General features: G+C 41.3%; 15 protein-coding genes. 5 read left to right on the top strand and 10 right to left on the bottom strand.

The genetic code is table 11. The features are described 5' to 3' along the window. Positions 1-11: 11 nt before the first annotated feature. Positions 12-509, top strand: coding sequence for a hypothetical protein (locus tag AACM45_RS09045; protein WP_339142177.1), 498 nt, complete (start codon positions 12-14; stop codon positions 507-509). Then, the gene (locus tag AACM45_RS09040; protein WP_339142175.1) at positions 499-1,002 is read left to right on the top strand and encodes a nuclear transport factor 2 family protein; all 504 of its coding nucleotides are present in this window, start codon (positions 499-501) and stop codon (positions 1,000-1,002) included. The genes AACM45_RS09045 and AACM45_RS09040 overlap by 11 nt, the downstream gene beginning before the upstream one ends. A gap of 5 nt (positions 1,003-1,007) precedes the next feature. Here the strand turns inward: AACM45_RS09040 and AACM45_RS09035 are convergent, their stop codons facing one another. The 5 genes from AACM45_RS09035 to AACM45_RS09015 form a co-directional block, all read right to left on the bottom strand. Next, positions 1,008-1,469, bottom strand: a complete 462-nt coding sequence (locus AACM45_RS09035; RefSeq protein ID WP_339142173.1) for a nuclear transport factor 2 family protein — start codon at positions 1,467-1,469, stop codon at positions 1,008-1,010. Between the two features lie 130 nt (positions 1,470-1,599). Beyond that, a complete protein-coding gene (locus AACM45_RS09030) occupies positions 1,600-2,298 on the bottom strand; it encodes a hypothetical protein (protein WP_339142172.1) in 699 nt (232 codons plus the stop codon). 127 nt (positions 2,299-2,425) lie between these two features. Next, positions 2,426-2,800, bottom strand: coding sequence for a hypothetical protein (locus AACM45_RS09025; RefSeq protein ID WP_339142171.1), 375 nt, complete (start codon positions 2,798-2,800; stop codon positions 2,426-2,428). A 122-nt stretch (positions 2,801-2,922) separates the two neighbouring features. Then, positions 2,923-3,732, bottom strand: a complete 810-nt coding sequence (locus tag AACM45_RS09020) for an SDR family oxidoreductase (RefSeq protein WP_339142169.1) — start codon at positions 3,730-3,732, stop codon at positions 2,923-2,925. Next, positions 3,725-6,010: a M28 family peptidase gene (locus AACM45_RS09015; RefSeq protein WP_339142167.1), complete on the bottom strand. Its 2,286-nt coding sequence runs from the start codon at positions 6,008-6,010 to the stop codon at positions 3,725-3,727. The genes AACM45_RS09020 and AACM45_RS09015 overlap by 8 nt, the downstream gene beginning before the upstream one ends. Before the next feature lie 122 nt (positions 6,011-6,132). Here AACM45_RS09015 and AACM45_RS09010 point away from each other — a divergent pair, with 122 nt between their 5' ends. Next, positions 6,133-6,603, top strand: a complete 471-nt coding sequence (locus tag AACM45_RS09010) for a CBS domain-containing protein (RefSeq protein ID WP_339142165.1) — start codon at positions 6,133-6,135, stop codon at positions 6,601-6,603. Between the two features lie 118 nt (positions 6,604-6,721). On the opposite strand, the gene AACM45_RS09005 is transcribed toward AACM45_RS09010, so the two are convergent. Genes AACM45_RS09005 through AACM45_RS08990 form a run of 4 tightly spaced genes read right to left on the bottom strand, consistent with a single transcriptional unit; the run spans position 6,722 to position 11,333 of the window. Beyond that, a complete protein-coding gene (locus AACM45_RS09005; protein ID WP_339142163.1) occupies positions 6,722-7,069 on the bottom strand; it encodes a hypothetical protein in 348 nt (115 codons plus the stop codon). Positions 7,070-7,072: 3 nt separating this feature from the next. Continuing rightward, complete coding sequence (locus tag AACM45_RS09000) at positions 7,073-7,564, bottom strand: DUF6265 family protein (RefSeq protein WP_339142161.1); 492 nt, start codon at positions 7,562-7,564, stop codon at positions 7,073-7,075. Positions 7,565-7,608: 44 nt separating this feature from the next. Further along, on the bottom strand, positions 7,609-8,181 hold the full coding sequence (locus AACM45_RS08995; protein WP_339142159.1) for a pentapeptide repeat-containing protein: 573 nt from the start codon (positions 8,179-8,181) through the stop codon (positions 7,609-7,611). Continuing rightward, positions 8,181-11,333, bottom strand: coding sequence for a VPS10 domain-containing protein (locus AACM45_RS08990; RefSeq protein ID WP_339142158.1), 3,153 nt, complete (start codon positions 11,331-11,333; stop codon positions 8,181-8,183). The genes AACM45_RS08995 and AACM45_RS08990 overlap by 1 nt, the downstream gene beginning before the upstream one ends. A gap of 163 nt (positions 11,334-11,496) precedes the next feature. On the opposite strand from AACM45_RS08990, the gene AACM45_RS08985 reads away from it, so the two are divergent. Both AACM45_RS08985 and AACM45_RS08980 read left to right on the top strand, forming a co-directional pair. Next, positions 11,497-12,255 (top strand): SDR family NAD(P)-dependent oxidoreductase, encoded by a 759-nt coding sequence (locus AACM45_RS08985; RefSeq protein WP_339142156.1) that lies wholly within the window; start codon positions 11,497-11,499, stop codon positions 12,253-12,255. 14 nt (positions 12,256-12,269) lie between these two features. After that, positions 12,270-12,851 (top strand): TetR/AcrR family transcriptional regulator, encoded by a 582-nt coding sequence (locus AACM45_RS08980; protein WP_339142155.1) that lies wholly within the window; start codon positions 12,270-12,272, stop codon positions 12,849-12,851. 1 nt (position 12,852) lies between these two features. Here AACM45_RS08980 and AACM45_RS08975 read toward each other — a convergent pair whose 3' ends face one another. Further along, positions 12,853-13,554, bottom strand: coding sequence for an SIMPL domain-containing protein (locus tag AACM45_RS08975; protein ID WP_339142153.1), 702 nt, complete (start codon positions 13,552-13,554; stop codon positions 12,853-12,855). Positions 13,555-13,564 lie beyond the last annotated feature (10 nt).

Below are 13,564 nucleotides of genomic sequence, written 5' to 3'. Positions count from 1 at the left end.
ACTTTCGTTTCATGCAAAAATTATTGCTTTTTCTGGCTTTTATCACCCTGGGATTAGGGTGTAAAGATGAAGGGGAATCGACGGGGACCGTCGAAGGGAAAACCGTTTTTTTTACCTTTCAAGACATGCCCGAGGCCCAAACGATTAATCCAAAAGCACAGGAAATCCTTACTGACTGGCAAGAGTTTCAAGACTTTGAAAGTAGTTTTCAAGTACTCTATCGGGCCAATAACAATGAGGATCTCGCATTGGCCATTGATGACCTATTGAATAAAGAAAAAGCTATGGTCGAAGGTGAATATCCTGAGACTTTTGACAATGCGCAGATCAAAAGTAGACAGCGTGTGGTCAGAACGTTTCTTTTAAATGTAAAGGCAAGTATCATAGAACAGACTGATGTCGATGAACCCATGCGTAAAATGCTTTTGGCAAATAACGCCTTGAGGTCACAGTTTAACATCATGGTCAACAGTAAGTTGGATATCAATCTCATTTTAAATGAAAAATAGACTATTCCTATTCGTAACAGCTTGTTTGCTTACAGGCTCCGGGTTTGCACAACAGTATGAAAAAGATACCATTCAATCAGTTCTGGACGATTGGCATGAGGCTGCTGCAGATGCTGATTTCGACAGGTATTTTGGTTTGATGACCCAAGACGGGGTCTTTCTGGGCACTGATGCTACCGAGAATTGGCAAAACCAAGAGTTTCGGGATTTTTCAAAACCTTATTTTGATAAGGGTAAGGCTTGGAGTTTTAAAGCTGTTGAGCGTAACATCTATATCAATGGTCAACAAGATTTTGCTTGGTTTGATGAATTGTTAGACACTCAAATGAAACTCTGTAGGGGCTCAGGGGTACTCAAAAAAATAGATGGAAATTGGAAAATCGCCCACTATGTACTATCCATAGCCGTGCCTAATGAAAATGTAGGTCAATTGGTCGCGTTGAAAAAAGTTTCGGATAGTATCTTGACCAAAAAACTACAAGAAAAATTATAACCCGTTCACTCTTCGGAAACGGAAAACCTAGGGGGTGATTGCCAAAGTACATTCATGATCATCCAAGTATCATTTTCTTTTCGCAGACTGAGGTAATCAATACCCCAAACGGCGGTAACCTTCGCACTGGCAATTTTATCGGAAACCTCGAAAATGGTAACTTCTTTTGGTGATGTATCATTGATTTGATTTCCATCGGCATTCCAACTCTTGGCAAGCTTGATCAGGTCTTGAAAAGGCATCTCTAACTGTGGGGAATAGGTTTTTTCATCATCTTTAAAATAAAACCCCACTTTTCGAACACTCGGGTGTACACTTTTATAGGCAAGTGTGGTGTCAGCTTCGTAAAAAGTATTGATGTAATTTAGACAGGCGGCTTTTACGGCTTCAATTTCAGATTCCGTTTCTTGTGCTTGGCACAGGGTAACGACAAAAAGTAGTGCAAAAAGTAGTTTTAGCGGTTTCATGATGTCAATTCTTGTATTTAAAGATACATAAATCGATTTATGGTTGATAAATGAAAAGGCACGTATTTTCAGTGTATGCCATAAAAAAAGAGGCCAGGGGCCCCTTTCCATTTGTATTTTAACCAATGCACTATTCTTTGGCGCTTTCGGGGGTGTTCTTTTTTGACTCCAGTGCTTGCTTGCTTAAACTGGCCAGATTGAAGTTAGGGTCGATTTTCAAGGCTTCTTCCATCAGTGCGATGGACTCGTCAATTTTGGTTTTGTCATTATTGAAGGTCAATAATCCTTTTATGTGGTAAAAAGCTGCTTTCAAAGAAGCTTCATAGGGTTGTTGACGTTCGTAAAAGGCATGTTTCATGTCATCTTTGACATTGGCAAGACCATATTCAATATTTTTAGCAGCACCTTCTGCATCGCCGACTAAAATTTGGAGGTCAGCTAACTCATAGGCCAAAAAGGCGTTGGGGTTTCGTTCAAATAAGGTCTCGAACTGCTCTATGGCCCTTTTGGGTTGGTTCAAGGTTTTTAATGATACCGCTTTGACTTGAACCGCGATATCTGAACTGTTCTTGTCATTTTCAATACCTATGGTATTCAAGGCCTGCAAGTGTTGGCCATTGTTCATATAAATGAAGGCAAGCGTATCGCGTCTGGCCTGAGAGGGTGCTATGACGTTCAGGTGGGTCAAGGCATTTATTACACCGACTACATCACCCTGTAAACGCATTTCCTTATAAAAATTTTCATAGTGGGTAAGCAATTCCGATTTTGACTGGGCATGCAACGAAATTCCAGCAACCAAAAAAGCTAAGACGATTATTTTTTTCATTTTCTCTATATTAAAAGTGCGGCAAAACTAAAAAAATAAAATGTATCTAGTTGTTAAAGAAAGCCCTAAGGTGAGAACAAAAAAAGATGCCCGAGAGCATCTTTCTTATTCCGTTCCACTTTTAGAACTATGCGATGGCCTTGGCAAGGTCTTTTTGGGTGAAATCCTTTAATAACTTTATATAAAAGGCTAGGCTCTTACAATCACTTTCGATACATGATTTTAAAAACGCGGTCAAACTTATAAAATACATATTGGTAGGCAATACCAATAGCTTCTTGTTTACGGTCTTTGGATCATACATGCTGTCATCGATAATAATGTCCATGGTCACTCGATGGCGATGGTAATCAATTTTAACGTCTACTGCGTTATAATACTTCTTAATAATTGCCTTGTGGAATTCCATAACTTTTTCAGTCATTTTCCCTTTGGGATTATTATCCGTTATCATTTTTTCCATTTCCATCAAGATCCTCGTTTTCAATCTTGAATTTTCCATAACTATTTTCTATTTAAATGATACTTAAAGTTATGCAATTAGTCGATAAACCCTTTAAAACCAACACATTGTTAACATAAAATGCTCTTAATTGTTGTGAAAGAATGTTTTTCTGTGGTGTGTTAAGAAACTATCGTTGTAAGTAGCGGATGGCTTTTAACATTGAAAACCTGGCTTTTGACGATCTTCTTATAAACTGGGGCGTTGGTGTCTTGAAATTCAGGAGGGGTTACCCCCATTTTTAACGCTTCGTTGGTATAGTACTCTTTTTTTGAAGGATGATAAGGATAGACCCCATTGAAGATTTGGTTCCAATACGATTCTCTTAGTATCGTGGTAATGATACGTATACAATCATCAAGATGTATGAGATTGAGCAATTCTTCTCCACTTTTGATATTTTTTTTCCCGGATAATTGCCTTACGGGATGTCTTTTTGGGCCGATCAATCCGCCAAAACGTATGATGGTCGTCTTAAAAGAGGGGTTGTTGCTGAAAAGCTTTTCAACTGCTAAAAGCTGCTTTCCCGACTCAGATATTGGTTTGGGTACGGTATCTTCCCAAACCTCCCCTTGTAAAGCTCCGTAAACCGAAGTGCTGCTTACGAAAATCAGCTTGGGAACTTCAGCGTCATTGATAGCTTGGTTCAAAAACTGCATCCGGGCAACAAAATTTCCGGTGGGTGCTTTTCGAAGTCCGGGCGGAATATTAATGATCAGTACATCCAAGTCTTTTAGAAAAGATGAAATGCCACCCTTGATACCATCGTCGCCAATAGCGATTAAGAATGGGCTGATACCAGCGGCTTGCAATGCGGTTAATTTATCAGGAGTGGTTGTTGTTCCTTTAACATGATATCCTTCTTTCAGCAAGCTTTCTGCCAATGGTTTGCCCAACCATCCACATCCTAAAACACCTATGGTATTAATCAAAAGTCAATTTTTTGGTGATCAATATGGCATCATTCAATACGAAAGGCATTGGAATACTATTCTTTGGACGTGTCGGTACCGAAAATTGTTCATGGGTCAATAAATCATTGGATGCCTCATAAAACGTGAGTTCCAAGGTTTCATCTTTTGATAGTTCCAGTTCAAGTTCCGTATACTCGTTGTTGCTCACATAGTGGGTGATGAGTTTACCCCTTCTGCGATTTTCGAGATAATAATCTGACAGTGCAATGCCATTGACCGAAGCTTTTTTCAGGGTAACCGCATTGGTAAAGGCTTCTAGGCGGTTCACATTACGCTGTGGGGTAATGCAAATGGAAAGTATTCGATTTTCACCGATAACCGTGTCTTTTGTGATGGCAATATCGGGCTCGCTCAATTGTTTTATTGGTGCTTCCGTAACATAAGTAAATCCTGTACTATACTTGCTACTAATGGTTTTATCGGCCAAGTTTTGCTTAGGTGGTTCCTTGGATGCACCCAAGAATTGTGAATTCCAATTGATCAAGACCTTGTCATAGGTCGCCCATTTTGCCGTTTTGGTATCGGCATCATAAACGTAGAGCAAGCTACTTGGTTTGGGGCGTTCTTCTGAAAAATCAGAATTGTTGTGGGCGCCAATACTTACAATGACATATAAAAGACCGGTAATGATGGCAAACCGCAGTTTATGTTTTGAGAGGCCAAGCAACGGCAGTAAAAAGAAGTATAACAAGGTGGTAAATAGCGTACACGCGACCATCATTTTTAGCCCCAGGCCAACGGGAAACATTTTAATGAACGGTGCAAAAACAAAAATGGCAGGCAAGGCCAAAAAAAGCAGCACGTAAGCACTTGGTTTTTCTTGATTGATAGTCACCAAAAGAGCGGCCAATAAGCCAAATACAGGTATTACAAAAAAGCTTGCCCCTTCTAAATATACCGCGACCAATCCGCAAATGACCAACCAAATGAATATCGGGCCTATTAAAAGATTGGGGGTCGTAATTTTTCGAAATCTGTTGTACACAAAAAAACAGACCATCAGCGAAAAAAGGGCGAAAGCCAGAATATAAGCATGCCCATTATAGGTGAAACCATGTAACATATCGGCATAAGCAGGATACCACCATTTTAATACGGACCAACTAAAATAGCCGAAAACACCATTTACACTAAGTGCGATCAGCATGGGAACAAAACCCACGGCAAGTTCCTTCAAAGTCAAACGCTTCTTTTGAAGACCAATTACCAAGAGCACAACGAACAGAATGACCGCTAGGCCAAAGATGGGCCAAATCCATTCAAAGGGATACGATAGCAAACCAAAGAAAGGAGTATTGAAGTAGATGTAATCGTTCAAACTTTTTAGGTTGTTGAGGTCCGCATCACTAAAATGCCGTAATAATGGCATTAAATAACTGCCCTGATGCGCTAATGAAGTTCGGTCTAATCGTTCATAATTGTCTAAGGCCGTATGGTAATCGTAGTGGTCGTCAATGAACGCAAAATTGAAGCCCTCGATATCGCGGTCTTCCCTAAAAACCGTCAAATCAGTGTCGTTGGGCAGCATTTTGTAGATGCTGTATGCCAGTGAATTCGCTACGGGATATTTGGGGTTGGCCTCTGTAAATTCTTTGATCAACTTTCCATTGCCACGATTGGTCTCAATCAACATATAACTGGGTCCGCCACTTCCCCGAGCTTCAAAATTTAAGACCAACCCGACCTCTTTTGCCCAAGGATGTTCATTAACAAAGAGATCGGCACCATTAAGCCCCAACTCTTCAGCATCGGTAATCAAAATGATGATATCATTTTTAGGGGTTTTGTTTTGGGCCAAAAAAGCCCGTATCCCTTCCAAAATCGTAGCAACACCACTGGCCGCGTCACTCGCGCCAAAAGAAGAATGCGGACTACTGTCATAATGGGACAGTAACAATAGGGCTTTGCCTTTTTCGCGGCCTTTGATTCGGGCCATGATATTTGTGGCTTTACTTAGGTTACCCCAATCACCGGCCGTATAGCCCACTTGAGTGGTCGTGACGAGCCCTAAATTCTTAAGCGTTTTGGTGATGTAAGCGACAGCATTCGAATGCCCTTCAAACCCAACGGCATGCGGTTGTAGAGATAGTTGTTTTACGTGTTTTAAAGACCGATCTACAGAAAACGAAGTCTGGTCTATGGTGGAATCACTTTTATAGGATGGCATTAAGGATTTGAAACTCCAATAAGTGGCGATAATCGCTAAGAATATACACAAGGTTCTGGAAAAACTCATAGTGGTCGTAGTTGGTATATAAATGTATAAAAATATAGGTGGTCAAGGGTCAAGTGGCAAAAAAATTAAATAATTCGTTAAAATTCACTATCTTAGGTAATCAACCTTCAATGTAAATAATTATGGGAATCAAGAGTTTTCAAGGAGCCAGGGCCAAGGTGGATTCAAAAAAGGAGTATGATGCACCGATTTTGGTGTCAGACTATATGACCAAAAAGTTGGTAAACTTTTCACCTGACCAATCGATTTTAGAAGTCATGGAGGCTTTTGCCAAATATAAAATTTCAGGGGGTCCCGTTATGGATTCCAATGGATTTTTGGTAGGTATCATCTCTGAGGCGGACTGTATGAAACAAATTTCGGAAAGCCGTTATTTCAATCAACCGATATTGGATAAAAGTGTCGAACGTTTTATGACAAAAAACGTTGAAACGATTCCACATGATATGAGCATATTTGATGCTGCCGGGGTTTTCGACCGTCATAATAGAAGAAGGTTGCCCGTGATGAAAGGCGGTTTACTGGTAGGCCAGATAAGTAGAAAAGATATTGTGATCGCCGCGTTAAAGCTCAGTGGCCAGAATTGGAAATAAGCCCCTCCCAAACCCTCCCCAAAAGGGAGGGTTGGTTTTTTCATTCTTATGATGAAAATGATTTCGTTACGTGGCAAACTAGCATTTGTTTTCCTTCTTGGGCTTAGCTAGAGGGGGATTATTCTCTTTTAACGATCATATAATAATCATTGTCCAAAGGAAGATAGCCCAGGTCATAAACAAAATAGTAGGTGCTTCCTTTTTTTGTGGTGTAGAGGCTGGTGATGTGTTCAAAATCAAAGCCCTTATTGTCCAAACTTTTCTTTGTCGTTCGGGTTTTACCTTCCTTTAGCGTAAAACTTTCAAGAATGCGATAGTTCTTTCGAAGCCTGTTGTTGATGTTTCGAACAAGGTTCTTGCTGTCTTTATTGAGTTTGTTATTATAGGCATTCCTACAGTAATCAGAACAGAATTTTTTATCTGCCCTCCCTTTTATTTCAGTGTCGCACTCCAAACACGCTTTCATGTGCTATCGTTTTGTGTAGTTGAATACCATTTCATTATGGCTGTCATCATCATTGCCTATTAAACCGTAGATGTTGATTTCGTTGTCGCTTACATTTTCAAATGTAAATCCATCAAAATAAACGCGATTACCCTCTGCCTTGATGAACTTGAATTGTTGCACCTCATCCTTTTCTTCCCAACCGTGCAAATCGGCATTGAAGTGTTTTAGTTCAAAGACGAGGCTATTGTTATGCTCACGAATATGGCCTATTTCATAAAAATTGACCTTTTCGTCAATCATATGACGAAACACGAATAACATCGATTCCCCAACAGCTGGGGTCCATATTTCTTCGGTAACGCCACCAAAAGCAGTACCGTGCCAATGGCCTTCCATAAATGAGACTAAATTGATTTTTGCATCTGGTGATTCTTGTCCTTCACCTAGTTGTAACGTGTTTTGACCAGTGACCACTAGAAAATTCAAGAGGGCTAAAAATGATAGTATTTTCATAATAGGAGTTTAAGTATAGACGAAAACCGATGAAACTATTGGACTCATTGGACAACAATATCGTGTTTTTTCAATAATCCAATCAATTCTTCTTTACAGAAAATAGCCTGTTTAATGAAGTTTGCCTCGGGGTCAATATTAAAATTAAAGGCCTTCGACAGGTCGGCCTTATTCAAATTGGTGTTCTCAAAAAGGGCATGATCCAAGTTACAATCGGTAAAGTTTGATTCGGTTAGATCTGTATTCGTAAAATCAGCTTGGGTCAAATTGGAACCAATGAAATGAGTCTTTTTAAGCGATTGACCACCAAAATTCGCCAAGGTCAGGTTGCAATTGCTAAAGGTAACCGTCAATAGTCCTGCTGCTGACGTGTCTAATGATAACCCCAGTAGCTTACATGACTCAAAACGGACATTGTTCCAAATCGTATGTGCGATGTTGGTATTGCTTAAATCACAATCCGTAAAGGTGCAATCCACAAAGTTTTGGTTATCTAAAAACCCGTCTTGAAACTGGCATCCTTCAAAAATACACGCTTCATAATCTGCCTTTGGTAGTGGGTTTTTGGCGAAATCTTCATTTTGAAAATGTTCATCCGCCACAAATGGCTTGTTCATTATTTTTCTTTGTTTAGAATTAGTGCAGGTAGCGCCAATGATTTAAACAACTGGTTGTATTCTTTCATTTCGGTATCCACAATAACATTCTTCTCATTTTTATACGTGGCCCAATCTGACAATAAGTCTTTGATACGCTCTTTTGCCCCTTCCGTTACTTCAGGTTCAGCTACATCAATGAAACCTTTTAGATGCAATAGATCCGCATTCAATTGGTTGTTGAAATTTATGACATCTTGAAAGGTCTTTTGTTTGGGTTGGATCAAATTTTCTTCCCAGATATTTATTCTTTCTTTCAAGGCTGCTCCTTTTTCTAAGAGTTCTTTCGCTGCTTCATGGTCTTCCAATAGGTTTTCATAATGTTTTAATTGGCTTTTGGCAGAGCGCATTTGGTTTACCGCCTCATGCATTTCTTTTACAGTCGTGTCAATGGTCTCCAGCAACTTTTGCTGTTCAGCATAATCCATAGCCGTGCTTTGTACTTTCGGATTGGCCAAGATGGTGACCGTAGTTTCGACGACCTCATCTTCAAGCACCATTCTAAGGGCGTATTGGCCTGGGCCTACGCGGTGCCCCGCAGCATTACCGAATACAAATACATTTTCAATACTTGGTAGGGTTTCCGTCCTAAAATCCCAAGTGAAACGGTTAAATCCCTTTTTACTGGGCAACACCTTCGGTTTTGAAGGCCCCCCGGGCCATGATTTGAACCCTTTGGGCTTTTGATTGGTATAGCTGCGAATAACCTTGCCGTTTTGAAGTACTTCGAGTTTTAATTCGGTGGAGTCTAACTCTTCTGGAAGGTAATAATCTATCGTCACCCCAGATTTTGGATTTTGACCCAATCCGGGTACTGGTTTATCTTGACTGCCCCCAAAAATAAGATAAGTAGGTTTTGGGGTTATGATCTTTAGTTTTTCTGCGGTGTCAAAACTGTTCTGTAGGGCACCCACGTCATCCAAAATCCAAAAAGAACGCCCGGCCGTGGCAACGACGAGGTCATTGTCTTGAATGGTAAGGTCATTGATAGGGACCAAGGGTAGGTTCAATTGAAACTTTTGCCAATTTTGACCGTCATCCAAAGAAATGTACAATCCGGTTTCGGTTCCTGCATACAAGAGCCCTTTTTTGATTTTATCCTCACGTACTACACGAACAAAAGTGTGCTTATCGGTGATTCCGTTCGTGATTTTAGTCCAACTTTGCCCATAATCCGAAGTTTTGAAAATATAAGGTCTTAAATCCATCGATTTATAGCGCATGACAACAATATATGCCGTTGCCGGGTCATGAGGGGAGACCTCAATGCTATTGACAATGGCGTTTCCGATATTCGGTGGTGTAATATTTGCCCAATTGGCACCACCATCTTTAGTAATATGAACCAAACCATCATCACTACCCGCATACAACACGCCTTTTTCGTGTGGTGATTCTACCAAATACATTAGCGTATTGTAGTTTTCCCCACCAGCGGCCTCATTGGTGTATGGGCCACCCCCTGGGCCTTGCTTATCTTCTTCGTTTCTGGTTAAATCAGGACTGATGACCTCCCAATTTTGACCGCCATCCGAAGTTTTGAACAGGACGTTTCCTGCATGATAAATTGTATTTCGGTCATGGGGAGAACTGATAATGGGGGCATTCCAGTTATAGCGAAACTTAAAATCTTTGGGCACTTTTCCCAAACCCAGTTCAGGGTAGGCTTTTATAGGTTTCCCCTCTCGGGAGGCTTTCACCCATTTTTCAATAATACCTTGATAGCAGCCCCCATAAACCACTTCAGGGTTATCAGGATCAAAGGCCAAATATGCGCTTTCACAGCCTGCGACCGAGTACCAATCTTTCCAATCAATACCGGCATCATTGGTACGACTTGCTATGGCAATGGCAGAATTGTCTTGCTGCCCTCCGTACACATTATAAGGAACCAAATTGTCGGTAATGACGCGATAAAATTGTGAAGTAGCCTGGTTTCGCTGTGTACTCCAGCTTTTACCACCATTATTTGAAATATTGGCCCCACCGTCATTGGAATTGATCATTATCGAATTGTTCTTGGGATGAATCCATAAGTGGTGGTTGTCGCCATGGGGCGTGGGTAAGGGTTTGAATGACTTTCCGCCGTCAATGGACTTGGTCACTGGAGCGTTCAACACATAAACCACATTTTCATCTTGGGGATCGGTAAAAATTTCCATGTAATACCAAGAACGGGCAATGTTGATACGGTCTTTATTGACCTGTTTCCACTTTTTTCCGGCATCATCACTGCGGTAGACACCACCTTTGGTGCCTTCCGCTTCAATAACGGCAAAAACCAGTTCGGGGTTGGCGCGGGAAACTGAAATACCTGCTTTACCAAACTCCTTTGGAAGTCCTTCTTTGAGCTGCTTCCACGTCGTGCCGCCATCGACCGATTTGTATAATCCTGAAGAGGGGCCACCAGATTCCATGGTCCACGGATAACGACGGTGCTGCCATTGGGCCGCGTATAAAATCAGCGGATTGTTCATATCCATGGATAGGGACGATGCCCCAGTGTTTTCATCCACAAAAAGTACCCTTTCCCAATTTGTGCCACCATCCACGGAACGATAGATACCGCGTTGTTCAGATGGGGCATATTGCGCTCCCTGGGCCGAAACAAAGATGATATCCGGATTGTTGGGATGGATGATGACATCAGAAATATGCCGGGTCTCATCCAAACCGATATGCTTCCAAGTCTTACCGGCATCCGTAGATTTGTATACGCCATCGCCCATCGAGGTCATCACGCCCCTTGCGGCATGTTCGCCCATTCCGACCACTACTATATTCGGATTGCTCTCGGCGACGGCAATGGCACCTACGGTACCCGTGTTCAACTGTCCGTCCGAAACATTTTTCCAAGTGATTCCATCATCAACGGTTTTCCAGATACCACCACCGGTCGTGCCCATATAATAGGTCATGGGTTGACCGACCACTCCCGTTGATGCTACACTACGACCACCCCTAAACGGACCAATGTTCCGCCACTTAAGGCCTGAGTAAAGGGAATCGTTTAGAATGATTGAGGGTGTAGAGACCTTTTTTTTCTTCCGCTGTGCGTGATTCGTCAAGGGAACAATAAAGGTTAAGAGCAATATAATTTTAAGTGTTTTCATGTGGTTGGAGTTTGAATATGGTAAGATACAAAACCGGAAGTAAAATATTAAAGCAGTGTTAAAAGCAACAATTAATTTGGAACAAACGTTCCAGTATTATTATGTTTGTATCAGAACGAACGTTCCAAAAAAAATAATTAATCTAAATACTATTTTTAAAATCATGGGAAAATTAGAAGGCAAAGTAGCTGTAGTAACCGGCGGAAACAGTGGAATAGGTCATGCTTCAGCCAAAAAATTCAAAGAAGAAGGGGCAACCGTAATCATTACCGGTCGTTCTGAGGAAAAAGTAAGTGCGGCAGCCAATGAATTGGGCGTGCAAGGTGTCGTCGCCAATGTTAAGGATTTGAATGCTTTGGATAGTTTGGTCCATAAAGTAAAGCATGAGCATGGTCAAGTAGACATTCTATTCGTTAATGCTGGTATTTTTGCACCGGCACCTGTCGGACAGATTACGGAAGAAATGTTCGACCATCAGATGGGAATCAATTTTAAGGGGGCCGTCTTTACTGTTGAAAAATTCTTACCCATTCTTAAAGACGGGGGGTCTATAATCAACCTGTCATCAGTGAACGCTTATACCGGTATGCCCAATACGGCGATATATGCCGCGAGTAAAGCAGCTATGAATTCATACACTAGAACCGCAGCTACTGAACTGGCACCTCGAAAAATACGTATAAATTCGGTGAACCCAGGCCCGGTGTATACCCCAATCTTTGGTAAAACAGGTATGCCCGAAGAACAATTGAACGGTTTTGCCGAAGCCATGCAAAATAGGATTCCCCTGAAACGATTTGGGCAACCTGAGGATATTGCCAACCTGGTCGGTTTTTTGGCATCGGATGAGGCCTCATTCATCACAGGTGCGGAATACAATATTGATGGCGGCATCAATGTCAATCCGTTATTGGCTGGATAATCTTATTTTTGCCTATGCCGCGAACGAAGCAGTTTGATGAAAAAGAAGTGTTGAAGAAAGCTATGGAACTCTTTTGGGAGAAAGGGTTTCATGCTACTTCAATTCAAGATTTGGTTTCTGGCCTTGGTATTAACCGTGCCAGTCTTTACGATACCTTTGGTGGTAAGGATGCCCTTTTTCTAAAAGCATTTGCCCTATACCGAGAAAATAGTACCCAAGTAATCAAAACCCTTTTTGAAGGGGAACCTTCGGTCAGAACGGCATTTGTGAAACTCTTTGACTTCGCCATTGAAGAAGCCATTCAAGATGAGACCCGAAAGGGTTGTTTTGTGGTCAACGTGACCACTGAACTCATACCTGGTAATCATGACCTGGTACAGGTGCTTCTAAAAAACAAAGAAAACGTGGAAGGTCTGTTCGCTTCGATGGTCAAACGGGGACTTGACAGTGGAGAGTTGAAAACACCAAAAGACCCCGATACCCTTGGGGCCTACCTGTTTGCCTTGTACAGTGGCCTTCGTGTGGTTGCTAAAGTAGATCCCAATGCCGATAGGCTACGACAAATCGTTACCTCAGGGCTTTCTATTTTGAGTTAGGCTACTCTGTAAGTCGAAAAGAAACTTTCACGGTACTTTCTACCCGTATTTTTTCAAAGCCAATATCCAAGGGTTCTGATTCTGCCATATCTACCATGGCCATGGACTTCATCTCCATTCTGGGCTGATTGTTTCTCGGATAATACGGTTGTGAGTTATCTAAAATATAAATGGCCGGACCCACTTTTTGCCCCAAGGGTTTTGTGAGGGCATCCGCTTTTTTCTTGGCCTTTTTTACCGCCCTTGTTTTCAGTTCCAGTTCCAGTTCATCCATTTTAGAATATTCCGTTTTTTCCAAATAGGTGTTGGCAATATCTAAATCTTCAAGTGCAGCCATTACTTTTCCTGCAGTCAGTCCATCATATACCAATAAAGAAAATTGCTTGCTCTTCAACACTTCCTTTGAGCGCAGAAAATACTTTTTGTAATTACTGGCCAAATCTTTTATGGTCAATTGTTCGTCAATATCAATACCTAGGCCTTTGAGGCGTTGCGCCATTTTGTTCTCTTGCTCTTCCACAGATTTTCGTCCTTTGGTGTCTTTTTCACGAATAGTAATGTTCAAAAAGATTTTATCAGGGTTTACCAAAGTGTCTACTTTCGCCGAGGTTTCCAAATAGGGTACGTCCAAAAAGTTTTTAGATTGGGCCATGGCCGAAATCGTACTTGCGAATAAAATAGTTAGTGTTAATGCTTTTTTCATTTTTTGGTGT

It is taken from the genome of Croceitalea sp. MTPC5, from assembly GCF_036985505.1.
Classification (GTDB): domain Bacteria; phylum Bacteroidota; class Bacteroidia; order Flavobacteriales; family Flavobacteriaceae; genus Croceitalea.
The sequence above is the reverse complement of the archived record's forward strand: the minus strand, read 5'-3'. Positions and strand labels throughout refer to the sequence as shown.

Coding starts and splice junctions, on each gene's coding strand:
- AACM45_RS09025 (WP_339142171.1), bottom strand. CDS start 2,800: ATGGAAAATTCAAGATTGAAAACGAGGATCTTGATGGAAATGGAAAAA.
- AACM45_RS08995 (WP_339142159.1), bottom strand. CDS start 8,181: ATGAACAAGCCATTTGTGGCGGATGAACATTTTCAAAATGAAGATTTC.
- AACM45_RS09015 (WP_339142167.1), bottom strand. CDS start 6,010: ATGAGTTTTTCCAGAACCTTGTGTATATTCTTAGCGATTATCGCCACT.
- AACM45_RS09035 (WP_339142173.1), bottom strand. CDS start 1,469: ATGAAACCGCTAAAACTACTTTTTGCACTACTTTTTGTCGTTACCCTG.
- AACM45_RS09040 (WP_339142175.1), top strand. CDS start 499: ATGAAAAATAGACTATTCCTATTCGTAACAGCTTGTTTGCTTACAGGC.
- AACM45_RS09045 (WP_339142177.1), top strand. CDS start 12: ATGCAAAAATTATTGCTTTTTCTGGCTTTTATCACCCTGGGATTAGGG.
- AACM45_RS09010 (WP_339142165.1), top strand. CDS start 6,133: ATGGGAATCAAGAGTTTTCAAGGAGCCAGGGCCAAGGTGGATTCAAAA.
- AACM45_RS09005 (WP_339142163.1), bottom strand. CDS start 7,069: ATGAAAGCGTGTTTGGAGTGCGACACTGAAATAAAAGGGAGGGCAGAT.
- AACM45_RS08985 (WP_339142156.1), top strand. CDS start 11,497: ATGGGAAAATTAGAAGGCAAAGTAGCTGTAGTAACCGGCGGAAACAGT.
- AACM45_RS08990 (WP_339142158.1), bottom strand. CDS start 11,333: ATGAAAACACTTAAAATTATATTGCTCTTAACCTTTATTGTTCCCTTG.
- AACM45_RS09000 (WP_339142161.1), bottom strand. CDS start 7,564: ATGAAAATACTATCATTTTTAGCCCTCTTGAATTTTCTAGTGGTCACT.
- AACM45_RS09030 (WP_339142172.1), bottom strand. CDS start 2,298: ATGAAAAAAATAATCGTCTTAGCTTTTTTGGTTGCTGGAATTTCGTTG.
- AACM45_RS08975 (WP_339142153.1), bottom strand. CDS start 13,554: ATGAAAAAAGCATTAACACTAACTATTTTATTCGCAAGTACGATTTCG.
- AACM45_RS08980 (WP_339142155.1), top strand. CDS start 12,270: ATGCCGCGAACGAAGCAGTTTGATGAAAAAGAAGTGTTGAAGAAAGCT.